Origin of the sequence: Aquamicrobium segne, from assembly GCF_042656785.1 — a bacterium.
Lineage (GTDB): Bacteria > Pseudomonadota > Alphaproteobacteria > Rhizobiales > Rhizobiaceae > Mesorhizobium > Mesorhizobium segne.
Window position 1 is genome coordinate 40,048 of record NZ_JBHSLL010000015.1, and the last position, 26,396, is coordinate 66,443.

General features: G+C 55.5%; 25 protein-coding genes, 1 tRNA gene and 1 pseudogene. 3 read left to right on the forward strand and 24 right to left on the reverse strand.

From position 1 onward, the window contains the following. Positions 1–12 precede the first annotated feature (12 nt). The 22 genes from ACFPLB_RS06350 to ACFPLB_RS06455 all read right to left on the reverse strand — a co-directional run bounded on the left by ACFPLB_RS06350 (position 13) and on the right by ACFPLB_RS06455 (position 22,588). Positions 13–693: an ABC transporter ATP-binding protein gene (locus ACFPLB_RS06350; protein WP_378228532.1), complete on the reverse strand. Its 681-nt coding sequence runs from the start codon at positions 691–693 to the stop codon at positions 13–15. Then, positions 693–1,976, reverse strand: coding sequence for a lipoprotein-releasing ABC transporter permease subunit (locus tag ACFPLB_RS06355; protein ID WP_378228533.1), 1,284 nt, complete (start codon positions 1,974–1,976; stop codon positions 693–695). The genes ACFPLB_RS06350 and ACFPLB_RS06355 overlap by 1 nt, the downstream gene beginning before the upstream one ends. Further along, positions 1,973–3,337, reverse strand: coding sequence for a proline--tRNA ligase (proS, locus tag ACFPLB_RS06360; RefSeq protein WP_378228534.1), 1,365 nt, complete (start codon positions 3,335–3,337; stop codon positions 1,973–1,975). The genes ACFPLB_RS06355 and proS overlap by 4 nt, the downstream gene beginning before the upstream one ends. A gap of 462 nt (positions 3,338–3,799) precedes the next feature. Continuing rightward, entirely contained in the window at positions 3,800–4,069 is a 270-nt protein-coding gene (locus ACFPLB_RS06365; RefSeq protein ID WP_378228535.1) for a DUF1467 family protein, read from the reverse strand. Then, entirely contained in the window at positions 4,066–4,473 is a 408-nt protein-coding gene (mce, locus tag ACFPLB_RS06370; RefSeq protein ID WP_378228536.1) for a methylmalonyl-CoA epimerase, read from the reverse strand. Before mce ends, ACFPLB_RS06365 begins: the two co-directional genes overlap by 4 nt. A gap of 152 nt (positions 4,474–4,625) precedes the next feature. Further along, a complete protein-coding gene (locus ACFPLB_RS06375) occupies positions 4,626–6,296 on the reverse strand; it encodes a ribonuclease J (RefSeq protein WP_378228537.1) in 1,671 nt (556 codons plus the stop codon). A 112-nt stretch (positions 6,297–6,408) separates the two neighbouring features. Next, positions 6,409–7,275, reverse strand: a complete 867-nt coding sequence (locus tag ACFPLB_RS06380; RefSeq protein WP_378228538.1) for a biotin--[acetyl-CoA-carboxylase] ligase — start codon at positions 7,273–7,275, stop codon at positions 6,409–6,411. Then, entirely contained in the window at positions 7,275–8,711 is a 1,437-nt protein-coding gene (nuoN, locus tag ACFPLB_RS06385; RefSeq protein ID WP_378228539.1) for an NADH-quinone oxidoreductase subunit NuoN, read from the reverse strand. Before nuoN ends, ACFPLB_RS06380 begins: the two co-directional genes overlap by 1 nt. An 18-nt stretch (positions 8,712–8,729) precedes the next feature. Further along, entirely contained in the window at positions 8,730–10,235 is a 1,506-nt protein-coding gene (locus tag ACFPLB_RS06390; RefSeq protein ID WP_378228540.1) for an NADH-quinone oxidoreductase subunit M, read from the reverse strand. Beyond that, complete coding sequence (gene nuoL, locus ACFPLB_RS06395; RefSeq protein WP_378228541.1) at positions 10,232–12,205, reverse strand: NADH-quinone oxidoreductase subunit L; 1,974 nt, start codon at positions 12,203–12,205, stop codon at positions 10,232–10,234. Before nuoL ends, ACFPLB_RS06390 begins: the two co-directional genes overlap by 4 nt. Before the next feature lie 9 nt (positions 12,206–12,214). After that, positions 12,215–12,523, reverse strand: coding sequence for an NADH-quinone oxidoreductase subunit NuoK (gene nuoK, locus ACFPLB_RS06400; RefSeq protein ID WP_378228542.1), 309 nt, complete (start codon positions 12,521–12,523; stop codon positions 12,215–12,217). A 1-nt stretch (position 12,524) separates the two neighbouring features. Then, positions 12,525–13,145: an NADH-quinone oxidoreductase subunit J gene (locus ACFPLB_RS06405; RefSeq protein WP_378228543.1), complete on the reverse strand. Its 621-nt coding sequence runs from the start codon at positions 13,143–13,145 to the stop codon at positions 12,525–12,527. A gap of 133 nt (positions 13,146–13,278) precedes the next feature. Then, positions 13,279–13,770: an NADH-quinone oxidoreductase subunit NuoI gene (nuoI, locus tag ACFPLB_RS06410; RefSeq protein WP_378228544.1), complete on the reverse strand. Its 492-nt coding sequence runs from the start codon at positions 13,768–13,770 to the stop codon at positions 13,279–13,281. Next, a complete protein-coding gene (gene nuoH / locus ACFPLB_RS06415) occupies positions 13,770–14,816 on the reverse strand; it encodes an NADH-quinone oxidoreductase subunit NuoH (RefSeq protein WP_378228545.1) in 1,047 nt (348 codons plus the stop codon). The genes nuoI and nuoH overlap by 1 nt, the downstream gene beginning before the upstream one ends. Before the next feature lie 3 nt (positions 14,817–14,819). Then, the gene (nuoG, locus tag ACFPLB_RS06420) at positions 14,820–16,901 is read right to left on the reverse strand and encodes an NADH-quinone oxidoreductase subunit NuoG (protein ID WP_378228546.1); all 2,082 of its coding nucleotides are present in this window, start codon (positions 16,899–16,901) and stop codon (positions 14,820–14,822) included. Positions 16,902–17,020: 119 nt separating this feature from the next. Beyond that, positions 17,021–17,464: a hypothetical protein gene (locus ACFPLB_RS06425; protein WP_378228547.1), complete on the reverse strand. Its 444-nt coding sequence runs from the start codon at positions 17,462–17,464 to the stop codon at positions 17,021–17,023. A gap of 35 nt (positions 17,465–17,499) precedes the next feature. Then, positions 17,500–18,804: an NADH-quinone oxidoreductase subunit NuoF gene (nuoF, locus tag ACFPLB_RS06430; protein WP_378228548.1), complete on the reverse strand. Its 1,305-nt coding sequence runs from the start codon at positions 18,802–18,804 to the stop codon at positions 17,500–17,502. A gap of 10 nt (positions 18,805–18,814) precedes the next feature. After that, positions 18,815–19,852, reverse strand: coding sequence for an NADH-quinone oxidoreductase subunit NuoE (gene nuoE / locus ACFPLB_RS06435; protein ID WP_378228549.1), 1,038 nt, complete (start codon positions 19,850–19,852; stop codon positions 18,815–18,817). Continuing rightward, complete coding sequence (locus tag ACFPLB_RS06440; RefSeq protein WP_378228550.1) at positions 19,852–21,042, reverse strand: NADH-quinone oxidoreductase subunit D; 1,191 nt, start codon at positions 21,040–21,042, stop codon at positions 19,852–19,854. Before ACFPLB_RS06440 ends, nuoE begins: the two co-directional genes overlap by 1 nt. Continuing rightward, the gene (locus ACFPLB_RS06445) at positions 21,043–21,645 is read right to left on the reverse strand and encodes an NADH-quinone oxidoreductase subunit C (protein ID WP_378228551.1); all 603 of its coding nucleotides are present in this window, start codon (positions 21,643–21,645) and stop codon (positions 21,043–21,045) included. It abuts the gene before it with no gap. Between the two features lie 5 nt (positions 21,646–21,650). Then, positions 21,651–22,232 (reverse strand): NuoB/complex I 20 kDa subunit family protein, encoded by a 582-nt coding sequence (locus tag ACFPLB_RS06450; RefSeq protein WP_378228552.1) that lies wholly within the window; start codon positions 22,230–22,232, stop codon positions 21,651–21,653. Further along, a complete protein-coding gene (locus tag ACFPLB_RS06455) occupies positions 22,223–22,588 on the reverse strand; it encodes an NADH-quinone oxidoreductase subunit A (RefSeq protein WP_378228553.1) in 366 nt (121 codons plus the stop codon). The genes ACFPLB_RS06450 and ACFPLB_RS06455 overlap by 10 nt, the downstream gene beginning before the upstream one ends. 717 nt (positions 22,589–23,305) lie before the next feature. Here ACFPLB_RS06455 and ACFPLB_RS06460 point away from each other — a divergent pair. Together ACFPLB_RS06460 and cobT are read left to right on the forward strand one after the other, a co-directional pair. After that, on the forward strand, positions 23,306–24,061 hold the full coding sequence (locus ACFPLB_RS06460) for an adenosylcobinamide-GDP ribazoletransferase (protein WP_378228554.1): 756 nt from the start codon (positions 23,306–23,308) through the stop codon (positions 24,059–24,061). 24 nt (positions 24,062–24,085) lie between these two features. After that, positions 24,086–25,099: a nicotinate-nucleotide--dimethylbenzimidazole phosphoribosyltransferase gene (cobT, locus tag ACFPLB_RS06465; protein WP_378228555.1), complete on the forward strand. Its 1,014-nt coding sequence runs from the start codon at positions 24,086–24,088 to the stop codon at positions 25,097–25,099. An 8-nt stretch (positions 25,100–25,107) separates the two neighbouring features. On the opposite strand, the gene ACFPLB_RS06470 is transcribed toward cobT, so the two are convergent. Then, positions 25,108–25,623, reverse strand: a complete 516-nt coding sequence (locus ACFPLB_RS06470; protein WP_378228556.1) for a DUF2478 domain-containing protein — start codon at positions 25,621–25,623, stop codon at positions 25,108–25,110. A 195-nt stretch (positions 25,624–25,818) separates the two neighbouring features. Between ACFPLB_RS06470 and ACFPLB_RS06475 the strand changes: the two genes are divergently transcribed. Beyond that, positions 25,819–25,894, forward strand: a tRNA-Lys gene (locus ACFPLB_RS06475). Between the two features lie 176 nt (positions 25,895–26,070). Here ACFPLB_RS06475 and ACFPLB_RS06480 read toward each other — a convergent pair. Then, positions 26,071–26,396 (reverse strand): annotated as a pseudogene (locus ACFPLB_RS06480) (autotransporter outer membrane beta-barrel domain-containing protein); the annotation flags it as partial.

A 26,396-nucleotide genomic window follows, 5' to 3' on the forward strand; every position in this document is an offset into this window, starting at 1 on the left:
AGCGACGAAAAATCAGAAGGCAACCACCTTGCCTTCTGACAGCGTAACACGCCGGTCCATGCGCGCGGCCAGTTCATGATTATGGGTGGCGATCAGCGCCGCCAGCCCTGACTGGCGCACCAGCGCCGACAATGCCTGAAACACATAAGAGGCGGTCACCGGGTCAAGATTGCCGGTTGGCTCATCGGCCAGCAGCACTAGAGGCGCGTTAGCCACCGCTCTGGCAATCGCCACCCGCTGCTGTTCACCACCCGACAATTCAGATGGGCGGTGTGAAACGCGCTTGCCAAGCTGCATATAATCCAGCAATTGCCCGGCCCGCTCAGTCGCCTCATTGCGTGACAGGCCCTTGATCAGTTGCGGCATCATCACATTTTCCAGTGCAGAAAATTCCGGCAAGAGATGATGGAACTGATAGACAAAGCCAATATCATTGCGGCGGATTGCCGTGCGCTGGTCATCGGCAAGTCTGCCACAAGCGCGCCCGCCAAGCACAACCTCACCGGCATCGGGCCTTTCTAAAAGGCCTGCCGTGTGCAGCAAGGTTGATTTTCCCGTGCCAGAAGGCGCCACCAGCGCCACCATTTCACCGGCATGCAGGGTAAAATCGGCGCCACTCAAAATGGTAAGCCTGCGTTCACCCTGTACATAATGGCGCTCGACATTTTTCAGTTCAAGAACAGCGCGCGCCATTATTCATACCTCAGCGCTTCAACCGGATCGAGCCGGGCCGCCCGCCAGGCAGGAAACAGCGTGGCGATGAAAGACAATATCAGCGCCATGGCAATCACCGACAAGGTTTCGCTCAAATCCATTTTGGCAGGCAACTGGCTAAGGAAATAAAGCTCGGGGTTAAACAGGACCGTGCCTGAAATCCACGAAAAGAACTGGCGTATATGCTCGACATTGAGGCAGATCACCACGCCCAGCACAAAACCGGCCAGCGTGCCGACCATTCCGATGGCCGCTCCCGTCATCAGGAAAATGCGCAAGATCGCCCCGCGTGTTGCGCCCATGGTGCGCAAGATTGCAATATCGTGACCCTTGTCCTTCACCAGCATGACAAGACCGGAGATGATGTTGAGGGCTGCCACCAGTACAATCAGCGTCAGGATCATGAACATGACATTGCGCTCGACCTGAAGCGCGGAAAAGAAGGTTTCGTTGCGCTGACGCCAGTCGCTAAGCAGGACAGGGCGCTGTGCGGCCTCCTCCACACGTGGCTTGAGCGCATCCACCGCATCAGGATCATCGACATAAATCTCGATGCTTTGCGCCAGATTTTCCATGTTGAAATAAAGCTGCGCCTCGCCCAGCGGCATATAGACAATCGAACTGTCATATTCCGACATGCCAACCTCAAAGATCGCAACAATCGGATAGCCCTTGATTCTGGCCGTGGTGCCAAAGGGGGTGACATCGCCTTCAGGTGACGTCAGCGTGATGGTGTCGCCAACCGCAAGCCCCAGATTGCTGGCCATGCGCGATCCTACCGCCACACCGTCGGACTGATCGAAATTGTCCAGCGTCCCGAAGCGGATATTATCGGCAACCATGTCCACTTTTGAAAGATCGTCCCCGCGCACGCCGCGCACCAGCGCGCCTGTGCCTGAGCCAATATTGCCCTGTGCCAGCACCTGCCCGTCAATCAAGGGCAGCGCATATTTAATCCCGCTCACACCATTGATGCGCGCTGCCACCTGATCATAATCTTCAAGCGGCAGATCAATCGGCGTCACAATGATATGGCCATTGACGCCCAGAATACGGGTCAGCAATTCGGCGCGAAAACCATTCATCACCGCCATGACCACAATCAGCGTTGCAACGCCCAGCATAATGCCGAGAAACGAAATCGAGGCGATGACCGAAATGACCGTTTCCTTGCGGCGTGAACGCAGATAGCGCCACGCCACCATGCGTTCAAAACCGGAAAACGGCCCGGCGGCGGAAGTCTGCGCAGCCGCCTTGCTCATGCAGTGTCACCAGGCCGGGCAGCATCACCAGGACGGGCAGTAGCACCAAGACGGGCAATGGCTTGTGCAACAGGCAGGTTTTCGCGCTCACCGGTTTTACGGTTTTTCAATTCCACCTCGCCAGCAGCCGCACCACGCGGCCCGACAATCACCTGCCATGGCAGGCCGATCAGATCGGCAGTGGCAAATTTCCCACCCGGGCGCTGGTCGGTATCATCATATAAAACATCCAGACCCGCCGCCGTCAGAGCCGCTTCCAGTTCCTCACAGATACGGTCACACTCCCCGTCACCAGACTTCATATTGATGAGACCAACATCGAAAGGCGCAATGGATTGCGGCCAGATAATGCCATTTTCATCATGGCTGGCCTCAATAATTGCCGCAATCAAGCGCGACGGGCCGATACCGTAAGACCCCATGGAAACAAAATGTTCCTTGCCATCGGGGCCGGTAACCCTGGCATTCATCGGCTTTGAATATTTATCACCGAAATGGAAAATATGGCCAACCTCGATGCCACGGGCTGAAACCTTGTCATCTTCGCCAATAGCATCCCATGCCGTTTCGTCGTGCATTTCATCGGTTGCAGCATAAGGGCCGGTCCATTTGCTGACGATGTCGGCAATTGCGGCATCATCCGTAAAATCAACATCGGCGCCCGGAACATCGAACTCAAGATAATCGCGGTGGCAATAAACCTGGCTCTCGCCCGTCTCGGCCAGAATGATGAATTCATGGCTAAGGTCACCGCCAATCGGGCCAGTATCGGCGCGCATGGGAATGGCTTGCAGTCCCATGCGTGTAAATGTGCGCAAATAAGCCACGAACATGCGGAAATAGGCAGCCTTGCCCGCTTCAAAATCAAGATCGAAGGAATAGGCATCCTTCATCAGGAATTCACGGCTGCGCATGACGCCAAAGCGCGGGCGCACCTCGTCGCGGAATTTCCATTGAATGTGATAAAGATTAAGCGGAAGATCCTTGTAGGACTTCACATAACCACGGAAGATGTCCGTCACCATCTCCTCATTGGTCGGCCCGTAAAGCATGTCGCGCTCATGGCGGTCCTTGATGCGCAGCATCTCCTTGCCATAGGCATCATAACGGCCACTCTCGCGCCACAGATCAGCCGATTGAATGGTCGGCATCATGATTTCCAGCGCGCCGGAGCGATCCTGCTCTTCACGAATAATCCGGCACACCTTGTCAAGCACACGCTTGCCAAGCGGCAGCCAGGAAAAACTGCCCGCCCCCTGCTGGCGGATCATACCGGCGCGCAACATCAGCCGGTGCGAGACAATTTCAGCCTCACGCGGGTTTTCTTTGAGTATGGGCAAAAAGTAGCGCGATAACCGCATAGCTGATCCGTGAGAAAGGGGATGCCGGAATCGGCACACCGAGGCCTGTTTATCCCGGCTTCATAGCCATTTCATGGCAAGTTGGAAACCCGCAGCCCTATCGGACGTATCGACGCGACTCAAGGTTACCATTTTAAACCGCATTGCAACATCCTATTGTGCAGCGCAACACATTTAAGTTCATGTCGGAGTAAAATATATAGTGACTCAACCAAGTTTATTAGGCTACTGTGCTGCCATAATCGAGAGAATAGAAAAATCTGTTCTCCTACGCGGTCTAAAGTCTTGGGAGGATGTGATCCAGGCGCGGTTACTCGCTGCCGCCGGAAACCGGAAACGGATCGGGCGCGTTTATTTCAGCAAGGCTTTTTAGCCTTGCTTTTTTTTTAAAAATCCCATCGCTTTTTCAGCTTCCCGATCATTCACGGATCATGCCCAGATCATATTTGATCTGTTTTGGGATCACTCAGGCATCGGCACCATGATGGGAATATCGTCAAAACCAAGGCCAAGACCAAATGTCAGCCAGCCATAACCGCCAACGGCCAGCGTGGTTATGATTGTCGTCCAGATGACGGCGCGCCGCATATGTGGCCCACGCGGAGCACTGGCGACAGTGCCCAGCGTCACATTATCATCGTCAGCCTGTGTCTTCACACCAAAAGGCAGAACCAGAAACAGCACCAGCCACCAGCTCACAAAATAGATCGCAACAAGGGAAACCCAGCTCATTCCTGCTCCAGTTCGATCAGAGTTCCGCAAAAATCTTTAGGGTGCAGGAATAAAACCGGCTTTCCATGCGCGCCGGTCTTTGGCTCACCATCCCCTAAAATGCGTGCGCCACCAGCTTTCAACCGGTCGCGTGCGCTGAATATATCAGCCACTTCATAGCACAGATGATGGATTGCGCCCGCCGGGTTCTTCTCCAAAAAAGCGGCAATGGGCGAATCCACGCCAAGCGGCTCCAGCAGTTCAACCTTGCTGTTGGCCAGTTCGACAAACACCACCCTCACCCCATGTTCAGGCAAGCTCTGCGGCGCACTCACCACAGCACCCAACACATCACGATAGGTGGCGACCGCCTTTTCAAGGTCGGGAACCGCAATGGCGACATGATTGAGACGCCCGAGTTTCATGGTTTTGTTCCCCGGATCAAAGTTACAAAATCTTCTTATCTAGAGCATTTTGCAGTCAGACGGAATCGTCTGGCGTCGCAGAAATGCGGCTAAAACAAGAGATTAGAGCATTTCATCCGTCTCCATGAAAACAAGAAATGCTCTAAGCATCTTTACCGCGTCACAAACACTGTCACCAGAGGCTTCTTGCCCCATGCCTGATTGGCAGCGGCCCGCACGGCCCGGCGTACCGATTCCTGCACCAGATCAAGATCCTTGCGCCGTTGTCGCGGAATGGAATCAACAGCCCCGACTGCGGCATCAATCATCAGATCTTCCAGCAATTCACCGGCCGCATCGACCTGCGCCACACCAACAGCCACCAGATCAGGATCGCCTGAAAGCTGGTAGCGATCATCCAGCACCACATTGACCACCACATGACCCGCATAAGACAGTTTGCGCCGCTCGCGAATCCCCATGGTTTCATCGGTGCCCACAAGCCTGCCATCCTTGTAAAGCCGGCCAAAGGGCAGTTTATCGAGAATAGTGGCCGCCCCCGGCCACAGGCGCAGCATGTCACCATTACGCACTTGCGCCACCTGTCCAATGCCTGACATGGCCATCAATGAACCTTGCGCCACCAGATGCGCAGCTTCCCCATGCACCGGAACGCCGATTTGCGGGCGCACCCATTCATACATGCGCTTTAATTCGCTGCGGCGCGGATGACCGGACACATGCACCAGCGCATCACCATCCTCGATGATCCTGATGCCCAGATCGATCAGGCGATTCTTGATTTCCAGAATGGCTTTTTCATTGCCGGGAATGGTGCGCGAAGAAAAAATCACCGTATCGCCAGCGTTAAGCGCCACCGATTTCATTTCATCGCGCGACAGCTTGGCAAGGGCTGCCAGCGGCTCGCCCTGGCTGCCAGTGCAGATGATGACCAGCTTGTCACGGTCGATGAAGCCATAATCTTCTTCCGCCACAAATTCAGGCAGGCCGTCCATATAGCCAAGTTCATCGGCCACATCGATGACGCGCTTGAGCGAACGGCCAAGCACCAGACATTTGCGTCCGGCATCGTGTGCGGCACGGGCAATTGAAATGATGCGCCCGACATTGGAAGAAAAAGTGGTGATTGCCACCCGCCCCTTCTGCCCCTCGATCAGCGCTTTAAGGCTGGCGCCAACCGCTTCCTCGGAAGGTGAATCGCCTTCGCGCAGCGCATTGGTGGAATCACACACCAGCGCCAGAACGCCCTTGTCGCCATAGGCGCGAAAGCGCTCTTCATCGATTTTCTTGCCCAATGTGGGCGCCGGATCAATCTTCCAGTCGCCGGTGTGGATCACCGTTCCGGCTGGCGTGGTAATGGCCAGCGACACGGGTTCTGGAATGGAATGCGTCACGCCAATGGCTTCGATCTCGAAAGAACCGACCGTAAATTTTTCACTGCTGCGATAGATGCTGACCGGAATTTTTGGTGCGCCATGCTCCGATTGCCGCTTGGCTTCAAGCAGACCGGCAGCAAAAGGCGTCATCCAGACAGGCGCTTGCAGGCGCGGCCACAAATCAAGCAGCGCTCCATAATGATCTTCATGGGCATGCGTAATGACAATGCCGCAGAGCCGGTCCAGCTTGTCTTCAATAAATCTTGTATCGGGCAGGATCAGGTCCACACCGGGATGGGCGGCATCTGGAAAAGTTACACCCACATCGACAATCAGCCATTCGCGCGCATGGGCAGGGCCAAAACCATACAGGGCGAAGTTCATGCCAATCTCGCCAACGCCGCCAAGGGGCGCAAACACCAGTTCGGCATTTTCCTTCAAAGCCATATTGTTCTCCAATCTTGCGGAACCTTGTCCGCAGGGCACTTATTCTCATCTTTAGAACATTTCCTGTTTTCACGAAAACGGATGAAATGCTCTAGAAAAATGCCAAAATATTTCAGACAGCACTGGCGCTGGCAACCGCCCCGAAATGGACATCGCCTGCCGCAATCCTTATCACATTGCCATCAGGCTCGCGGATAATGAAATGACACTCTTCGTCAATGGTTTCAAAAATACCGCGGATCACGCGGTTGTCGACCCGCACCGCCACTTCGCCGCCAATGCCTGCCGCCCGTTCCAGCCAGCAATTGCGAATGGCAGCAAGCCCCTGCCCCTTATTCCATAATCGCGCATAGGCTGCCCAGGCCTCGGACAGCGCCTCAAACAGGGTTTCAGCATCACATTTTGAACCAAGATCATGGAGCGAGGTTGCCGGATAAGGCAGATCATCCGGGTAAGCTGCAACATTGATCCCAATGCCAATCGCCACCGCAAAATGATTTTTATCAAGCATGGTCGATTCCAGCAGGATACCCGCCAGCTTTGCCCCTGAGGCCAGCACATCATTGGGCCATTTCAATTCAAAACGATTACCAGCCGCAGCTTTGGAAGAAAAAGCGCCGGAGCCAGCAGCGGCAAAATTGCTGCCCCCATCGGGGCCAACGGAAATGGCAGCTTGAGGTGCAACCGCATCCAGCGCATCGGCCAATGCCAGCCCGGCGACAAAACCAAGCGTCGAGGCAAGCTTCAATTCAAAATCAGCAACGACAAGCAGGGTGGCCGCCAGATTGCCCGGCGGTGAATGCCAGGTCCGGCCACGCCGCCCGCGCCCGCTCTGCTGGTTTTTGGAAACCACCCACAGCTTGCCCGGATCGCCGGCGCGCGCTTGCGCAAGTGCATAGGCGTTGGTGGAATCGATGGTTTCCAGCGCCTCCAGCCGAAAACCATCGGCAACAGCCTTCGGCGCCAGAGCAAATCTCATCAAAACAGCGACTTGGCTGCCGCCTGCGCCAGAGCACCGATCGGAGCGCCAAACAGCACATAGAAGGTGACAAAAGCACCCGACAGGCCAAGAATGGCGCGTAGTTCCAGTGACATCGGCTGGAAACCGCCGACAGGCTCATCAAACCACATGATCTTGATGATGCGCAGATAGTAAAATGCCGCCACAACCGAGGTCAGAACACCGATAACCGCCAGCACGTAAAGACCGGCATTGATGGCAGCCAGGAACACATACCATTTGGCCCAGAAGCCAGCCAGCCACGGAATACCCGCCAGCGAGAACAGCAACAGCGTCATCAGGCTGGCCATGATCGGGTTGGTCTGTGACAGACCGCCAAGATCATCGATCTTTTCCAGATAGTGGTCATTGCGGCGCATGGCGAGGATGAAGGCAAATACCCCCAGCGTCATTGCCACATAGATCACCATATAGATGAGCACGCCGCGCACGCCTGCCTCACTGTTGGCGGCAAGGCCAACCAGTGCAAAACCCATATGACCAATGGAAGAATAGGCCATCAGCCGTTTGATATTACGCTGGCCGATGGCTGCAAAAGAGCCAAGCACCATCGAGGCGATCGACACGAACACGATGATCTGCTGCCAGTCGGCGGCGACAGGCTGAAACGCCTCCATCACCAGCCGCAGGATCAGCGCCATGGTCGCAACCTTGGGAGCCACCGCAAAAAATGCCGTCACCGGCGTCGGCGCCCCCTCATAGACATCGGGTGTCCACATGTGGAAGGGCGCTGCCGAAATCTTGAAGACCAGTCCCGCCAGAATGAAAACAACCCCGAACAGCACGCCGATCTGGCGTTCCTGCCCCGAAATTGTCGCGGCAATCGTCTCAAAACCAATCGAGCCGGTATAGCCGTAAATCAGCGAGATGCCGTAAAGCATCATGCCCGTGCCAAGCGCGCCCAGCACAAAATATTTAAGGCCGGCTTCACTGGAACGCAGTGAATCGCGATTGATGGCGGCAACGATGTAAAGCGCCAGCGACTGCAATTCAAAACTCAGATAAAGCGCCAGCATGTCATTGGCCGACGCCATCAGCAACATGCCGGTACAGGAAAGCATAACCAGAACCGGATATTCGAATGTGTCGAATTTATTGGCCCGGCTGAAACCAACCGACATGATGAGCGCCACTGCAGCACCGCCAAGTGTCAGCAATTTCATGAAACGTGCAAACGCATCGAGCACAAAGGAATTGCCAAATGCAGCACCCTGCCCGGTAAAGCAGGCCAGCCACAGCCCGGCACCCGCCATGACCAGCACGGCAAGCGTCGAGACCAGAGTGCTGGGCCGTCCGCTGGAAAAAACCCCGATCATCAAAAGCGCCATGGCGCCAACGACCAGGATAAGCTCAGGCGTTACGAGTGCGAGACTGGTGGAGAGTTCCGCTGTCATTGTTACCTCGGTCTCCGGTCAGTTTATGGCCGCGGTCTGCGCGGCATTGAGTGATGTATTGACGTTTTCCAGAAGCGCTTTCACCGATTCAGCAGTGACATCGAGAATGGGCGCTGGATAGATACCGTAGAAAATCGTCAGAACCAGCAGCGGATAAATGACCAGCTTTTCGCGCAGCGACAGATCAAGCATGGCCTTCAGGCTATCCTTGGTCAGCGCACCGAACACGACGCGCCGGTAAAGCCACAGCGCATAACCGGCCGACAGGATCACACCTGTCGTGGCAAACAGCGCCACCCATGTATTGACCCGAAACGCCCCCAGCAAGGTGAGGAACTCACCAACAAAACCACTGGTGCCCGGCAGGCCGACATTGGCCATGGTGAAGATCAGGAAGGCCACTGCATATTTTGGCATGTTGTTGACCAAGCCGCCATAGGCGTCGATCTCACGGGTGTGCAGACGGTCATAGATAACGCCAACGCACAAGAACAGCGCCGAAGACACAAGGCCATGCGACAGCATCTGGAAGATCGCGCCATTGATGCCTTCCCCATTCATGGCGAAAATACCCAGCGTCACATAGCCCATATGCGCCACCGATGAATAGGCAATCAGCTTTTTCATGTCGTCTTGCATCAACGCCACCAGCGACGTGTAGATGATGGCGATCACCGACAGGGCAAACACGAAAGGCTGGAACATTTCCGAAGCCAGCGGAAACATTGGCAATGAGAAACGCAGGAAGCCATAGCCACCCATTTTCAGCAGGATACCGGCCAGAATGACCGAACCTGCGGTGGGAGCTTCCACATGCGCATCCGGCAGCCATGTATGCACCGGCCACATCGGCATTTTCACCGCGAAGGAGGCAAAAAACGCCAGCCACAACCATGTCTGCATATTGGCCGGGAAATCATGGGCCAGCAGCGTTGGAATATCCATGGTGCCCGCATTCCAGTACATGGCCATGATGGCCAGCAGCATCAGCACCGAACCAAGCAGCGTGTAGAGAAAGAACTTGAACGAGGCATAGACGCGCCGCTTGCCGCCCCACACGCCGATGATGATGAACATCGGGATCAGGCCGGCTTCAAAGAAGACGTAAAACAGCACCAGATCCAGCGCACAGAACACGCCGATCATCAAGGTCTCAAGCAGCAGGAAGGCGATCATATAGGCCTTGACCCGCTTCTGCACGGCTTCCCACGACGCCAGAATGCACAGGGGCATCAGGAAGGTGGTCAGGATGACGAACAGCATGGAAATGCCATCGACGCCCATATGATAGGACAGGCCGCTATCCAGCCATTGGGCCTTTTCGACCATCTGGAAGCCGGATTGCGAATTATCGAACCCGATCCAGATAAACAGCGACACCACAAAGGTGATCACCGTCGTCAAAAGCGTGATCGAACGGATATTGCGCAGGCCATTTTCAGTTCTGTCATTGATCAGCAGCAGTAAAACTGCGCCGACCAGCGGCAAAAACGTGACCGTGGAAAGAATGGGCCAGTCGGTCATAGCATCATCCAGGTGGCAAGTGCGGCAACGCCGATCAGCATTGCGAATGCGTAGTGATAAAGATAGCCGGACTGGAGCTTGACGACACGCTGTGTCACGTCAACGACACGTGCCGAAATTCCGTCCGGTCCAAGCCCGTCAATGATCTTTCCGTCGCCGGTCTTCCACAAGAAGCGGCCGATCACCTTGGCGGAGCGCACAAACAGGAAGTCGAACAATTCGTCGAAATACCACTTGTTCAGCAGGAACTGGTAAAGACCACGATGCTGGGCTGCAAGGTTTTTCGGTGTCTGCGGCGAGCGGATATAAAACTGATAGGACAACAGGAAGCCGATCACCATCGCCACGAAAGGCGACAGCTTCACCCACATCGGTACATTATGCATGTCATGCAGGACATGATTGTCGGACGAGGTAAACAGCGCCGTCTTCCAGAAGGCTTCATAGCCTGCTCCGATGAACTGGTCGGCAAACACGAAACCGGCAAATAGCGCACCGACAGCCAGAATATAAAGCGGCACCAGCATGACGGGCGGTGATTCATGCACATGGTGCAAGACCTCATTGCTGGCGCGCGACTTGCCATGGAAGGTCATGAAAATCAGCCGCCAGGAATAGAAGGAGGTAAAGCAGGCCGAGATCACCAGAAGCACGAAGGCAAATCCTGCCACGGCGTTCTGACCGACAAAGGCGCTTTCAATGATCGCATCCTTGGAGAAGAAGCCTGCCGTACCGATGACGGTTGCCGGAATACCAACGCCGGTCAGCGCCAGTGTGCCGATGATCATCATCCAGTAGGTGGTGGGGATCAGCTTGCGGATACCGCCCATCTTGCGCATGTCCTGCTCATCCGACATGGCATGAATGACCGAGCCGGAACCAAGGAACAAAAGCGCCTTGAAGAAGGCATGGGTAAACAGGTGGAAAATGGCGGCGCCATAAGCCCCGACCCCCAGCGCCACAAACATGTAGCCAAGCTGCGAACAGGTCGAATAGGCAATCACGCGCTTGATGTCATTTTGCACCAGACCGACGGTGGCGGCAAAAAAGGCGGTGGTGGCCCCGATGAAGGTGACGACCATCAGCGCATTGTGCGACAGTTCAAACAGCGGCGACAGACGCGCCAGCATGAACACACCAGCCGTAACCATGGTGGCGGCGTGAATCAGCGCCGAAACCGGGGTCGGGCCTTCCATCGCATCCGGCAGCCATGTGTGCAGCGGCACCTGTGCCGACTTGCCCATCGCGCCCATGAACAACAGCAGACACACCACGGTGACAGCCGCAGTCTTGTCCAGCGAATAGCCAAGGAAGGTCAAAACCGTATCGGCGTCTGCGCCGGCATCAGCCGGAATATAGGTGGCGGTGCTGGTAAAGATGGTGGAAAAATTGACCGAGCCAAACAGCACGAACACACCAAACAGGCCAAGCAGAAAGCCGAAATCGCCAACGCGGTTGACGATGAAGGCCTTCATCGCCGCAGCACTGGCCGTTGGCTTCTTGTACCAGAAACCAATCAGCAGATAGGAAGCCAGACCAACCCCTTCCCAACCAAAGAACATCTGCACCAGATTGTCAGACGTCACCAGCATGAGCATGGCAAAGGTAAACAGCGACAGATAGGCAAAGAAACGCGGACGATGCGGATCGTGGTGCATATAGCCGATCGAATAGATGTGAACCAGCGCCGAGACGGTATTGACCACCACCAGCATGACAACGGTCAGCGTATCGATGCGCAAGGCCCAGGCAACATCCAGACCGCCAGTCTCGATCCAGCGCGCCACCGGCACGATGAGCGTGGGTGCATCGGAAAACCCGACCGAGAAAAAGGCTACCCATGACAGGAGCGCTGCAATCACCAGCAGGCCGGAGGTGATATATTCAGACGCGCGAGCCCCCAATGCGGTGCCAAACAGCCCGACAATCAAAAAGCCTGCAAGCGGTAAAAAGACGATGGCTTGATACATGGTCGTGCCTCAACCCTTCATCATATTCACATCTTCGACCGCGATCGAGCCACGGTTACGGAAGAAGACAACGATAATCGACAGGCCAATGGCGGCTTCTGCGGCCGCAACGGTGAGCACGAACAGCACGAAAATCTGTCCCATCATATCGTTAAGCACTGAGGAGAAGGCGACCATATTGATATTGGCAGCCAAGAGCAGCAACTCGATCGACATCATGATGACGATGACGTTTTTGCGGTTCAGGAAAATGCCGAACACGCCAATCGTGAACAGGATGGCTGAAAGTGTCAGATAATGTCCGATACCGACGCTCATATCAGATACCCTTCCCCGTCTCGACCTTGCGGATCTCGATGGCGGCTTCAGGTGTACGGGCAACCTGATCGGCAATCGACTGGCGTTTGACGCCCGGTTTGTGGCGCAGCGTCAATACGATGGCCCCAATCATGGCAACCAGAAGCACGAGACCCGCCATCTGGAAGAAATGAATATAATCTGTGTAGAGAATGTCACCTAACGCTGCCGTATTGCTGCGCTGTGCCAGATCAGGGATCGGTCGCACAACAGAACTGCTCAGGTTCGGCGACAGGATATAGCCGCCAGTGACGATAATAAGCTCGGCTGCAAACACCAGCCCGACCAGCGCGCCAATAGGCGCATAATGCAGCGCACCTTGCTTGAACTCGGCAAAATCGACATCCAGCATCATGACCACGAACAAGAACAGCACCATGACAGCGCCGACATAGACGATGAGCAGGATCAGCGCCACGAACTCGGCTCCAGCCAGCAGGAAAAGCCCTGCCGCGTTGAAAAACGCGAGGATCAGGAACAAGACCGAATGAACGGGATTGCGTGACGAGATGACCATCAGGGCCGACGCGACCGCGACAAGGGCGAAGAGGTAGAAAAAAGCCGCCTCTAATCCTTCAAGCATGGGTTCCCCCGGTTTCCAATTTTTGATTCCGTGCCGTCTTTGGCCACGAAACCGCGTGTTCCTTAAACGAGCCGTTGCGGCCCGTCCATGTCTCAAATGCCAATGTCAGGGCTGATTGCCCGGCATCGGCGCTCTAGCGATAAGGCGCATCCATTTCCATGTTGCGTGCAATCTCACGTTCCCAGCGGTCGCCATTGGCCAGCAGCTTTTCCTTGTCATAGTAAAGCTCCTCGCGCGTTTCGGTGGCGAACTCAAAATTCGGCCCCTCAACAATGGCGTCAACCGGGCAGGCTTCCTGGCAAAAGCCGCAATAAATGCACTTCACCATATCAATATCGTAGCGCACCGTGCGGCGGGTGCCGTCATTACGGCGCGGGCCTGCCTCGATGGTGATGGCCTGCGCCGGACAGATCGCTTCGCACAATTTGCAGGCAATGCAGCGTTCTTCACCATTGGGATAGCGGCGCAGCGCATGTTCACCGCGAAAACGCGGAGAAATCGGCCCCTTTTCATGCGGATAGTTGATGGTTTCCTTGGGCTCGAACATCTTTTTGACGCCCAGCCAGTAACCGATCACAATATCCTTGAGGATCAGCGATTTAGCCGCTTGTGCAAATGTAGACATCAGGCAAGCCCCGTCAGCTTGAGGAACGCGGCCGTGGCCACGACCATGAACAGCGAGATCGGCAAGAACACCTTCCACCCCAGCCGCATGAGCTGGTCATAGCGATAACGGGGAAGAACACCCTTGGCCATCGAGAAAATAAAGAAGACCAGGCAGACTTTCAGCACAAACCAGACAACGCCCGGCACCCATGTGAAGGGGGCGAAGTCAAACGGTGGCAGCCAGCCTCCGAGGAACAGGACCGTGGTCAGCGCGCACATCAAGACGATGGCTACATATTCACCGAGGAAGAACAGCAAAAACGCCGTTGATGAATATTCGACCATGTGACCGGCCACCAGTTCGGATTCGGCTTCGACCAGATCAAAGGGCGGCCTGTTGGTTTCTGCCATTCCTGAAATGATGAAGATGACGAACATCGGAAACAGCACCAGCCAGTGCCAGTCAAGGAAGGAGTTGGACAGGCCAAGCCAGGTGCCGATACCATCAGTCTGTGCCAGAACAATATCGGTCAGGTTCAAGGAGCCAACCAGCAGCAGGACCGTGACAATGACAAAGCCGATAGAGACCTCGTAAGACACCATCTGGGCTGCCGAACGCAGCGCCCCAAGGAAGGGATATTTCGAGTTGGAGGCCCAGCCGCCCATGATCACGCCATAGACCTCAAGGCCCGAAAACGCCAGAATATAAAGAATGCCGACATTGATATTGGCAACCGCCCAGCCTTCATTGACCGGGATAACCGCCCATGTCGCCATCGCCAGCACTGAAGTGATCAGCGGGGCCAGCAGGAACACCGCCTTGTTGGCGCCAGACGGGATCACCGGCTCTTTAAAGACGAATTTGAACAGGTCGGCAAAAGCCTGAAACAGACCCCACGGACCAACCACATTCGGCCCGCGACGTCTTTGCACCGCTGCCCAGATCTTGCGGTCGGCATACAGGATGTAAGCCACGAATATCAGCAAAATGACCAGCAGCGCCAGCGATTTTGCCAGAATGATCAGCGCTGGCAGGATGTAAAAGGAAAAGAAGCTGTCGTCCATGTCCTATTCCGCTGCCTGCTTGGAGCTGTCCTGCGCCAGTGCCGAACATTCGGCCATCACCGCCGAAGCGCGCGCAATCGGGTTGGTCAGGTAGAAGTCGCGCACAGGCGACACGAAACCGGTTTTTTCAACCGTACCGGAAAGTTTTTGCATGGCCGCAATCTCTTCCAGCCCACCAGCCTCGATCTGATTGAGGCGGGCCAGATGCGGATATTCACCATACAGTTCCTTGCGAAGCTGAGCCAGTGAATCGAAAGGCAGTTTGTGGCCGAGCACTTCGGAAAGAGCGCGTAAAATCGCCCAGTCTTCACGTGCATCGCCCGGCGCAAAACCAGCACGACGGGTCTGCTGCACACGCCCTTCGGTATTCACATAGGTTCCCGATTTTTCAGTATAGGTCGAAGCAGGCAAGATCACATCGGCGCGGTGGGCGCCGGCATCGCCATGCGTACCGATATAAACCACAAAGCCGCTCTTGACCTTGTTCATGTCGATTTCGTCGGCGCCGAGCAGGAACAGCACATCGGTGTCATCCTGCATGGAAGCAACATTCTTGCCCCCCTCGCCCGGCACAAAGTCGACATCAAGAGCACCAACGCGGGCTGCTGCCGTATGAAGAACCGCAAAACCGTTCCACTCCGGGCTGACAGCACCAATATCGGTGGCAAGTTTAGCAGCAAGACCAAGCACGGCTGCACCATCGCCACGGGCCAGCGCGCCCTGCCCGACAATGATGAGCGGATGCTGCGCCCTCTTGAGCCTGTCAAGGAAATCGCCCTTGCCTGCAGCAAGCTCCTTCAAGGTTTCAGGCCCGGCGCCGAGCGCTTCATAATCATAGCGCAGATCGCCAAAGGCTCCGATCACGCCGATCGGCAGCGGACCTGCACGGAACCGCTTGCGGATACGGGCGTTCAAGACAGAGGCTTCAAAGCGCGGATTGGCGCCGATGATGAGAATTGCATCGGCATCTTCAATACCTTCAATGGTCGGATTGAAAATATAGCTGGCACGGCCAAGCGCCGGATCAAGGGTTGCCCCTTCCTGCCTGCAATCCATATTGGCAGAGCCAAGCGAGATCATCAGGCGTTTCAAGGCATAGATTTCTTCAACGGCGGCCAGATCACCGGCAATGGCGCCGATCCGGTCAGGAGTTGTGGCGCCCACGGCATCGCCAATTGCGGCAAAGGCTTCAGCCCAGCTGGCAGGCTTGAGCTTGCCGTCACGGCGCACATAGGGTCGATCAAGACGCTGGGTACGCAACCCGTCCCAGATGAAGCGGGTCTTGTCCGAAATCCATTCCTCATTCACCGCATCATTGTTGCGCGGCAGAATGCGCATGACCTCACGGCCGCGCGTATCGACCCGGATGGCCGAGCCAACAGCGTCCATTACGTCGATGGATTCGGTCTTGGTCAATTCCCATGGACGTGCCTGAAATGCATAAGGGCGCGCCGTCAGCGCACCGACCGGGCACAGATCGATGACATTGCCCTGCAATTCAGAGGTCATCGCCTGTTCCAGATAGGTGGTAATTTCGGCATCCTCACCCCGGCCGATCAGGCCAAGTTCAGAGGTTCCCGCCACCTCGGTGGCAAAGCGGACACAGCGCGTGCAATGGATGCAGCGTGTCATGATCGTCTTGACCAGCGGGCCGATATATTTGTCTTCAACCGCGCGCTTGTTTTCATGAAAGCGCGAAGAATCCATACCAAAAGCCATAGCCTGATCCTGCAGATCGCACTCGCCGCCCTGATCGCAGATCGGGCAATCCAGCGGGTGGTTGATCAACAGAAATTCCATGACCCCTTCACGGGCCTTTTTAACCATCGGCGTATTGGTGAAAACTTCCGGCAACTGGCCTTCCGGGCCGGGGCGCAGATCACGCACACCCATGGCGCAGGACGCCTGCGGCTTGGGCGGGCCACCTTTCACCTCAACCAGGCACATGCGGCAATTGCCGGCAATCGACAGCCGCTCATGGAAACAAAAGCGTGGCACTTCCGCGCCCGCTGCCTCTGCTGCCTGCAACAGCGTATAGTGGTCGGGAACCTCAATTTCTTTCCCGTCAACCTTGAGCTTTGCCATCTTGCCTCAACCCCGCGGACTAACCGCGATTTTCACCCGCGGACTAACCGCGACCTTCACCCGCGGCTCAACCGCGATTTTCATTGCTGCGGATACCATAAATGGCATCCTGCCCAATCTCACTTTACCTGCCAACCGTCCAGCAAGGCTGCCGCCTGACCGATCCAGTCATCGCGCCGGATACGGCCACGAAGCCCCAGCCTGTTGTCAATTTCCGCTATTTCAGCATCTGACCATGCTGCAATCTGGTTCACAGAGCGGATGCCATGACCCTTTAAAACAGCTTCAAGTTTTGGACCGATTCCAGAAATCACCTTCAGATCGTCCATTGTAGCTGGCTTGTCCAGCCCGGACGAAGAAACCGGCATAGACGCAAAAGCCTGAAGCAGCCTGTGCGAGGTTTCACCTGCCTCCCTTAACGCCCCGTACCAGGCACCCAATGTGTGGCTGGTCAGCCCCACACCAAACGCTGTTGCCGCAGCCATGCCCGCAACAGGATGAGCGAGCAGGTTGACGGCTCTGGCCATCTCACCCGGGGTCATCTCTGATACGTTGTTGTGCATCGTCTTCAGGCTTCCTGATCTGTTTTTAAAAAAACCTATTCGGCAGCCGCAAAAACCGGCTCGACCCGGTGGGCATTGCGGGTAAATTCATCAATACGGCGTTCGATTTCCGGGCGGAAATTGCGGATCAGACCCTGCACCGGCCATGCCGCAGCATCACCCAGCGCACAGATGGTGTGTCCCTCGATCTGCTTGCTGACCTCAAGCAGCATGTCGATTTCACGCTTTTGCGCTTCTCCGCGCACCAGCCGCTCCATCACCCGCCACATCCAGCCCGTACCTTCCCGGCACGGCGTGCACTGGCCGCAGCTTTCATGCTTGAAGAAATAGGACAGCCGCGCAATCGCCTTCACGATGTCGGTCGACTTGTCCATGATGATCATGGCAGCCGTTCCAAACGAGGATTTTAATTCGCGCATCCCGTCAAAATCCATCGGCGCATCGATAATATCTTCAGCCTTGACCACCGGACAGGACGCACCGCCGGGAATAACAGCCAAAAGATTATCCCAGCCGCCGCGAATGCCGCCACCATGCTTTTCCACCAATTCGCGGAAGGTGGTGCCCATTTCTTCCTCGACTGTGCAAGGCGTGTTCACATGACCAACCAGCATGAACAGCTTGGTGCCGACATTATTGGGGCGACCCATGGACGAAAACCACGCCGCACCGCGCCGCAAGATGGTGGGCGCAACGGAAATGGATTCGACATTGTTGACCGTGGTCGGGCAACCATAAAGCCCCATATTGGCCGGGAATGGCGGCTTCAGGCGCGGCTGGCCCTTCTTGCCTTCCAGACTTTCCAGAAGAGCGGTTTCCTCGCCGCAAATATAGGCCCCGGCCCCATGATGGACATAGATGTCGAAATCATAGCCGTTCTTGTTGTTCTTGCCGATCAGCCTTGCGTCATAAGCCTCGTCAATGGCGCGCTGCAATGCCTCACGCTCGCGCACAAACTCGCCGCGAATATAGATATAGGCGGCCACCGCATTCATGGCGAAACCGGCCAGCAGACAGCCTTCCACCAGCGTATGCGGATCATGGCGTAAAATGTCGCGGTCCTTGCAGGTGCCCGGCTCCGATTCGTCAGCATTGACGACCAGATAGCTTGGCCGGCCATCGCTTTTCTTGGGCATGAACGACCATTTGAGACCGGTCGGGAATCCTGCGCCGCCACGGCCGCGCAGACCCGACGCCTTCATCTCGTCGATGATCCAGTCCTGACCCTTTTCAATGATCTGCTTTGTGCCATCCCAGCAACCGCGTGACATGGCGCCAGCCAATGTCCGGTCAAAATGACCGTAAATATTGGTAAAGATGCGATCCTTGTCCTGAAGCATCGTTCTTTCCTTAAACCGGTTTCTTGCCGAAGACGCGGATATATTCTTCCACACCACCCTTGGCGAGGGCCTTGGCCTGCTTGACCCAATCCTCGCGCTCGATACGGCCGTGGAAACTCAGATAGCCGTCAACCCATGTCCGCTCGGCCTTTTTCCACGCCGCAATCTGGGCGAAGGTAAAAATGCCAAGCTCGTGCAGAAGCCCTTCATTTTTCGGACCAATGCCCGAAATCAGCTTGAGGTCATCGACCACATCCGGGCGGGCTATGCCAGCCGGGCGGTTCTTGTCATCCAGCGCAGGCTTTTCTGCCTTGGCCTTTATGGGCGCAGCCTTGCTTGGCGTCTTTGTCTTGACGCTTGCCGGGGCCTTTGCGCTTGCCTTTTCCTTTGTGCTGGCCGAGGCCTTTACACCCGTCGAGGTCCCTTTCAGCACCGCAGCTTCATCGCCAAGTGCGGTAAAGCCACCAGCAGGCGCTGAAAAATGACGCTCGATCTGCGGGCCGGGCGGAACGGTTTCACCCTTGCCTGCTTCAAACGCATCAATGATTTCAGCCAGCCGCTCGGGGGTCAGATCCTCATAGGTGTCCTTGAAGATCATGATCATCGGCGCGTTGACGCATGCACCCTGACATTCAACCTCTTCCCATGACAGCGTGCCTTCTTCATTTAATTGCAGCGGCTCGGGATGGATTTTGGCGCGACACACATCCATCAACTCGCCAGCGCCGCGCAACATGCACGGCGTGGTGCCACAGACCTGAATATGAGCATGTGTACCCACTGGCTTGAGCTGGAACTGGGTATAGAAGGTCGCAACCTCAAGCCCGCGAATATAGGGCATGCCGAGCATGTCGCAGATGGATTCGATGGCGGCTTTTGTCACCCAGCCATTCTGCTCCTGCGCCAGCATGAGCAGCGGAATGATAGCCGATTGCTGACGGCCTTCAGGATATTTTGCAATCCACTTTTGTGCGGAAGCAGCAAACTCTTCATTGAAGGTGAAAGTTTGCGGCTGGAATTGCGGTTCTGCGAGACGGCGAACAGACATTAGCGGTCGACCTCACCAAAGACGATGTCGAGTGAACCCAATATGGCGGAAACATCAGCCAGCATATGGCCTTTACACAGGAAATCCATGGCTTGCAGATGGGCAAATCCGGGTGCGCGCAGCTTGGCCCGATAAGGCTTGTTGCTGCCATCCGACACCAGATAGACGCCGAACTCGCCCTTGGGAGCTTCAACCGCGGCATAGACCTCACCGGCTGGAACCCGGTAGCCCTCGGTATAGAGCTTGAAGTGATGGATCATCGCTTCCATCGAGCGCTTCATCTCACCACGCTTGGGCGGCACCACCTTGCCATCCAGATTGGAGACCGGACCATGGCGCTCCTTGCCCAGCAGCAGATCCACGCACTGGCGCATGATTCTGGCTGACTGGCGCATTTCTTCCATGCGCAAAAGATAGCGATCGAAATTATCGCCATTCTTGCCGATCGGAATATCGAACTCCATCTCGGAATAGCACTCATAAGGCTGCGACTTGCGCAAATCCCATGGCGCGCCCGAGCCACGCACCATGACGCCTGAAAAGCCCCACGCCCAGGCATCTTCCAGCGACACCACGCCAATATCGACATTGCGCTGCATGAAAATGCGGTTGGCGGTCAGCAACTGGTCAAGATCGTCAAGCATTTTGAGGAACGGATCAATCCACTTGCCGATATCCTCGATCAACTGATCGGGCAGATCCTGATGCACACCACCGGGCCGGAAATAGGCTGCGTGCATTCGCGAGCCGGAAGCCCGCTCATAAAACACCATCAGCTTTTCGCGATCGACAAACCCCCAAAGCGGCGGGGTCAGCGCACCAACGTCCATGGCCTGCGTCGTCACATTCAGGATATGCGACATGATGCGGCCGATTTCGGAATAAAGCACGCGGATGATCTGGCCACGCTTGGGCACTTCGATGTCGAGCAGGCGCTCCACCGCAAGCGCATAGGCATGTTCCTGATTCATCGGCGAGCAATAGTCGAGACGATCAAGATAAGGCACAGCCTGAAGATAGGTCTTGTGCTCCATCAGCTTTTCGGTGCCGCGATGCAAAAGGCCGATATGCGGATCAACGCGCTCGATTACCTCGCCATCAAGCTCCAGCACAAGGCGCAACACGCCGTGTGCCGCCGGATGCTGCGGACCAAAATTGATATTGAAATTGCGGACGGAGGTTTCAGCCATTTACTGCTTCACCTTTTCATCGCCGGGCAACACATAATCGGTTCCCTCCCATGGCGAAAGGAAGTCGAAACTGCGAAGCTCCTGCTTCAACTCGACAGGCTCGTAAATAACGCGCTTGGCCTCGTCATCATAGCGCACTTCCACAAAGCCGGTCAGCGGGAAGTCCTTGCGCAGCGGGTGCCCTTCAAAACCATAATCGGTCAGGATGCGGCGCAAATCCGGGTGACCGGAAAACAACACGCCATAAAGATCATAGGTCTCGCGCTCGAACCAGTCCGCGCCCGGCCAGACGCTGGTGACGGAAGGAACCATGGTTTCTTCATCCACCTGCACCCGCAACCGCAGACGCAAATTCTGCTTCGGCGACAACAGATGATAGACCACATCAAAGCGATCCTGCCGCTGCGGATAATCAGCGCCAGATATATCGATGATCGACACAAACTGGCATTTTGCATCATCGCGCACAAAGCGCGACAGCTTGACGATGTCAGCAGGCGCGACAGTCAGGCTCAACTCACCATAGGCCAGTTCACGACGCAAAATGGCGACATTACTATTGGCCTTAATATGGGCGGCCAGTTCGTCCAGGGCTTCGCTCATTGCTGTCACCGCTCAATGGTGCCGGTACGCCGGATCTTCTTCTGCAACAGAAGAAGGCCATACATCAACGCCTCAGCGCTTGGCGGACAGCCCGGCACATAAATATCGACTGGCACGATCCGGTCGCAACCACGCACCACCGAATAGGAATAGTGATAATAGCCGCCGCCATTGGCGCAAGATCCCATGGAAATCACATAGCGCGGCTCGGGCATCTGGTCATAAACCTTGCGAAGTGCGGGAGCCATCTTGTTGGTCAGCGTGCCCGCCACGATCATCACATCCGACTGGCGCGGCGAAGCGCGCGGCGCAATGCCAAAACGCTCACTGTCATAGCGCGGCATGGCCGAATGGATCATCTCAACCGCACAGCAGGCAAGGCCGAACGTCATATACATCAACGAACCGGTACGCGCCCAGGTGATCAGCGCCTCGGCAGAGGTGACCAGAAACCCCTTGTCATTCAGCTCATCATTGATGCCCATGAAGAAGGGATCATCCGACCCGACCGGCTTGCCGGTGCGCGGATCAAGGATACCCTTTGGCTGCGGCGCAACAAGCGTCCCGGAATTGGTGCTCAATCCCATTCCAGCGCTCCCTTCTTCCATTCATAGATGAAACCGACGGTCAAAATGACGAGAAACACCATCATCGACCAGAAGCCCAGCATTCCGATACTACCGAAGGAAACCGCCCACGGAAACAGAAACACCACTTCAAGATCGAATATGATGAATAAAATCGCCACCAGATAAAAGCGGATATCGAATTTCATCCGCGCATCATCAAAGGAATTGAAGCCGCACTCATAGGCAGACAGTTTTTCAGGATCAGGATTGCGATAAGCAACCAGAAACGGGGCGACAAGAAGCGCCAGCCCGATTACGAGCGCTACGCCGATAAATATGACAATCGGCAGATACGAACTCAACAATTCGTTCATGCTGCAACTTTCCGTTGGTGGCGGGTCGCCTGAAACTATCGCAGCCGGACCTGTTACGAAAGCGTGACAGATTTGCCCGGAACCCTGACTGGCCCTTGCTGCACTGCGGCGAGAGTTAGCGCAGCCAGAAGTTTGAAGCAAGTCAAACCTTGGGTAAAACCCCGCAGGACACAGCACCTGCGACAAAACTGGCCACTTTGTTTTTCCTTCCAAATTTAGTCAAGTTTAATTTTGGGCTTAATTCCAAATTTAATTAAGAGAATCATTTCCACACCCGGATACCAACCAGCCAGAATCGGCTATTCTTAGGGTCAGGACCTGTTAATTTGTTTAGAATGGTGTGAGGTCATTTGGTTGGATACGAGAAGAAAAGACGCAGGAAATGTGAACATTTTCAAGGCTTTTCGACGCTGTTGCCGACCAAATGGACCACATCCAAAGGACGCTGAAACGGCTTCAAACTGCCACGTCGAAGCCCTCGGTCGATGGAAACACATCGACCATCGGACTTCTCCTTGCATTTTTTTGCCGTTTCAGGCGCCATTCTGATCAAATTAACAGGTCCTGACCCTAAACCCTGTCTCCCGAACTTAAGAACCAGTTTTGGGATAAAGACATGCGTAAAGACAAAGACTTAAAGCGGGTTAAGTGAATCTGAAAGAAAAGCGACACGCTTTAGAGTCAGGAGACACGTCACCAGATGAAATGTTGAACGGCATGAAGGCCCCCTTTTCACTTCGCGATATTTTATTATGCGTCGCCTTCTTCACGCGACTGCCGCTTCCACATCTGGATTTTTCCAACCGGACGCTGGCGCAAGCCATATGGGCAGCACCCATTGCCGGACTGCTGGTGGCGCTTCTTGCCTTTATCAGCTTTGCGCTCGGCGCAGCACTCGGCCTCCCTCCCGGCCCGGCGACCGCCCTTGCACTGGCTGCCGCCATGTTGACGACCGGATGCCTGCATGAAGATGGCCTGTCTGATGTTGCAGATGGTTTTGGAGGCGGTTCAACAGTTGAACGCAAGCTCGACATCATGCGCGACAGCCGAATCGGCTCTTATGGAACTGCCGCCTTCATGATGTCCATGCTGCTGCGCTGGAGTGCCCTTGCAGCCATTGCTGCACCCATGCAGGTTTTTTCTGCCCTGATCGCCGCCCATTGCGCCTCACGGGCCCTTCCCGGCGCCTTGATGTATTTTTTACCGCCAGCGCGCAGTGATGGTCTTTCTGCCGGTGCAGGCACTGTGGCGCGCAGTTCAGCCCTGATTGGCGCAGCAATTGGCAGCCTGTCATTGCTGGTGCTTGGCCTTGGCCCCGCCATCATCACCTTGATTGTTCTAGCTCTTGTTTTTGCCGGATTTTCTCTTTTATGCCGCGCCCAGATTGGCGGGCAGACCGGCGATTGCGCTGGCGCGCTTCAGCAATTGGCAGAGATTGCCATTCTTCTGGTTGCGACTGCTGCATTTTCTTGAATCATTTACGGAGCTTAGCTGCCCATGTCCTTCAAATCCCTTGATGAATTGCGCGCTGCCTGCCTTGACCTGCCAGCAGGCAGTTTTGAGGCTGAAGCAACTGTAGCACAACGCCAAATCACTTTGACCAAGCCGCAAGGCAGCCTTGGCAGGCTGGAGGAAATTGCCGGCTGGCTGGCCCGCTGGCAGAGCCGCGACATGCCAAAACTTGATCGGGTAAAAACCATCATCTTTGCCGGCAATCATGGGGTCACCACACAAGGCGTTTCCGCTTATCCAGCAGAAGTCACGGTGCAGATGGTCAAAAATTTTGCCAATGGCGGCGCAGCCATCAACCAGCTTGCCCGCATCTCAAATGCCGAGCTTGAGGTGATTCCACTGGATCTTGACCAGCCCACAGCAGATTTTACGCAGGCCCCGGCCATGAGTGAGGCTGAGTTTCTTGCAGCCATCAACACCGGCTATGAAGCCGTGGATAAAAACCTTGATCTCATCTGCCTTGGCGAAATGGGCATTGGCAACACCACACCTGCTGCCGCCCTTGCCGCTGCTCTCTTTGGATCTGATGATGTGCAAAACTGGACCGGGCGCGGCACCGGCGTGGACGATGCCGGGCTGAAGCGCAAAATAGCTGCTATCGAAGCCGGACTTGCCCGCCATAAGGCCGCCCTTGGCAATCCCTTGCAAATTGCGGCCTGTCTTGGCGGGCGCGAGCTTGCCGCCATATTGGGCGCAACACTTGCCGCCCGCCATCACGGCGTTCCGGTCCTGCTTGACGGTTTTGTCTGCACCGCAGCCATTGCTCCATTGGCAAGGCTTCACCAACAGGGCCTTGCCCATGTGCTGGCTGCCCATGTCTCGGCTGAGCCCGGCCATCACCGTCTGCTGGAAGCGCTTGAACTCAAGCCGCTTCTGGATCTTGGAATGCGCCTTGGCGAAGGATCAGGGGCCTGTCTTGCCGTCAATCTTGTGCGCTCGGCGCTTGAATGCCACGTGCGCATGGCAAGTTTTGATGAAGCCGGCGTCTCGGAAAGCTGAAATCCGGCTCAGGAACCGGGCGCTGCAATTGAACGTGCCCAGTCTCTGATCTTACCTTGCGAGGGTGAAATCAGCATCGCATCCGGGGCAAAACGCTGCCATTGATAGTCATGCTTGGGCGCTACTGAAGTGATGATCGGCTTGCCCTGCGCACGGGCAGCCTCAAAGGCATGGAACAACCCGCTACCGGCCGCCTCGACCTTGCCAAATCGACTCAAGACGACAATGTCAGCCTGCGCAATCTGATCCAGCACACTTTCGCCCGCATGAGTGACGCTAACCTCATCAATATGGCAGGAAGTATGGGCGGGCGGCTCATCAAGATACATGGGAAAGCCTTCATTGGTGGTCAGATTGCGCAGCACTCCGCAACTGCACCGCCCTTCAACCACTTCATCGCGCTCTTCAATCATGCCGCAGATGGTCAGACCATCAGCGCGCCACTGCGTGACTGCATTTTGTAAAAGAGCCTGTATCGCTGCCGTGTCGGCACCTGCGATTACAGCAATAGGACTGGCCATCATCACCTGCCTTGCTTTGCAAGGAGCATATTGGCCCCTGCAGCACATCCAATCAAGTTTTTTGCAAAGACATACTGTCCCACCAGGCTGTGATGCATGAAACAATTTGGATGTTTTTTCGGCAAATTTCTTTGCAGGGCTAGACAGGCTCAATAGGGGCAGCTATATGCCCGCCAACGCTGATTTTACAGCGCCCGTGGGTGATTAGCTCAGTCGGTAGAGCAGCTGACTCTTAATCAGCGGGTCGCAGGTTCGATCCCTGCATCACCCACCACTTCCAAACGATTGACAGCCCACAATAAAGCCCATCCGCTCTGGAGCATTTCCTGCTTTCACGAGAAATGGATGGAATGCTCCAAGCTATTGTTTTGGCAGCATTTATGCGACGGTCTCGATTAAAAAAGGCGGCTCTTGAGCCGCCTTTTCTTAATTCAAACTATTGAGCGGTTTTTACCACTTTACACGGAAGCCAAGATTGCCCTTGAGCGTGTAGCTGTCGCCAAAGCTGTTGAGACTGGTGTTGACCAGACCCTCGCCATAGATCGAGTACTTGTCGTCATTCCAGTTGTAAGAGCCGCCAACACCAAGCCCGCCCCACAGGCGCTGCTGCTCTTGTGTGAACTGCTCATCGGCCACATTGACCTTTGTACCTTCGCTGAAGCCATAATAAAGATTGGCAATGCCATAGACATGGGCGCGATCCGTCATTGAACCGCCCCGGGTTTGCCGGAGGCTCCAACTTCCAAATAGGATGGAGCCATGACGAGCAAAACGAC

Bases quoted from the DNA above. Each gene is read 5' to 3' on its own strand.
- ACFPLB_RS06350 (WP_378228532.1), bottom strand. From the start codon at position 693: ATGGCGCGCGCTGTTCTTGAACTGAAAAATGTCGAGCGCCATTATGTA.
- ACFPLB_RS06355 (WP_378228533.1), bottom strand. From the start codon at position 1,976: ATGAGCAAGGCGGCTGCGCAGACTTCCGCCGCCGGGCCGTTTTCCGGT.
- proS (WP_378228534.1), bottom strand. From the start codon at position 3,337: ATGCGGTTATCGCGCTACTTTTTGCCCATACTCAAAGAAAACCCGCGT.
- ACFPLB_RS06365 (WP_378228535.1), bottom strand. From the start codon at position 4,069: ATGAGCTGGGTTTCCCTTGTTGCGATCTATTTTGTGAGCTGGTGGCTG.
- mce (WP_378228536.1), bottom strand. From the start codon at position 4,473: ATGAAACTCGGGCGTCTCAATCATGTCGCCATTGCGGTTCCCGACCTT.
- ACFPLB_RS06375 (WP_378228537.1), bottom strand. From the start codon at position 6,296: ATGGCTTTGAAGGAAAATGCCGAACTGGTGTTTGCGCCCCTTGGCGGC.
- ACFPLB_RS06380 (WP_378228538.1), bottom strand. From the start codon at position 7,275: ATGAGATTTGCTCTGGCGCCGAAGGCTGTTGCCGATGGTTTTCGGCTG.
- nuoN (WP_378228539.1), bottom strand. From the start codon at position 8,711: ATGACAGCGGAACTCTCCACCAGTCTCGCACTCGTAACGCCTGAGCTT.
- ACFPLB_RS06390 (WP_378228540.1), bottom strand. From the start codon at position 10,235: ATGACCGACTGGCCCATTCTTTCCACGGTCACGTTTTTGCCGCTGGTC.
- nuoL (WP_378228541.1), bottom strand. From the start codon at position 12,205: ATGTATCAAGCCATCGTCTTTTTACCGCTTGCAGGCTTTTTGATTGTC.
- nuoK (WP_378228542.1), bottom strand. From the start codon at position 12,523: ATGAGCGTCGGTATCGGACATTATCTGACACTTTCAGCCATCCTGTTC.
- ACFPLB_RS06405 (WP_378228543.1), bottom strand. From the start codon at position 13,145: ATGCTTGAAGGATTAGAGGCGGCTTTTTTCTACCTCTTCGCCCTTGTC.
- nuoI (WP_378228544.1), bottom strand. From the start codon at position 13,770: ATGTCTACATTTGCACAAGCGGCTAAATCGCTGATCCTCAAGGATATT.
- nuoH (WP_378228545.1), bottom strand. From the start codon at position 14,816: ATGGACGACAGCTTCTTTTCCTTTTACATCCTGCCAGCGCTGATCATT.
- nuoG (WP_378228546.1), bottom strand. From the start codon at position 16,901: ATGGCAAAGCTCAAGGTTGACGGGAAAGAAATTGAGGTTCCCGACCAC.
- ACFPLB_RS06425 (WP_378228547.1), bottom strand. From the start codon at position 17,464: ATGCACAACAACGTATCAGAGATGACCCCGGGTGAGATGGCCAGAGCC.
- nuoF (WP_378228548.1), bottom strand. From the start codon at position 18,804: ATGCTTCAGGACAAGGATCGCATCTTTACCAATATTTACGGTCATTTT.
- nuoE (WP_378228549.1), bottom strand. From the start codon at position 19,852: ATGTCTGTTCGCCGTCTCGCAGAACCGCAATTCCAGCCGCAAACTTTC.
- ACFPLB_RS06440 (WP_378228550.1), bottom strand. From the start codon at position 21,042: ATGGCTGAAACCTCCGTCCGCAATTTCAATATCAATTTTGGTCCGCAG.
- ACFPLB_RS06445 (WP_378228551.1), bottom strand. From the start codon at position 21,645: ATGAGCGAAGCCCTGGACGAACTGGCCGCCCATATTAAGGCCAATAGT.
- ACFPLB_RS06450 (WP_378228552.1), bottom strand. From the start codon at position 22,232: ATGGGATTGAGCACCAATTCCGGGACGCTTGTTGCGCCGCAGCCAAAG.
- ACFPLB_RS06455 (WP_378228553.1), bottom strand. From the start codon at position 22,588: ATGAACGAATTGTTGAGTTCGTATCTGCCGATTGTCATATTTATCGGC.
- ACFPLB_RS06460 (WP_378228554.1), top strand. From the start codon at position 23,306: ATGAAGGCCCCCTTTTCACTTCGCGATATTTTATTATGCGTCGCCTTC.
- cobT (WP_378228555.1), top strand. From the start codon at position 24,086: ATGTCCTTCAAATCCCTTGATGAATTGCGCGCTGCCTGCCTTGACCTG.
- ACFPLB_RS06470 (WP_378228556.1), bottom strand. From the start codon at position 25,623: ATGATGGCCAGTCCTATTGCTGTAATCGCAGGTGCCGACACGGCAGCG.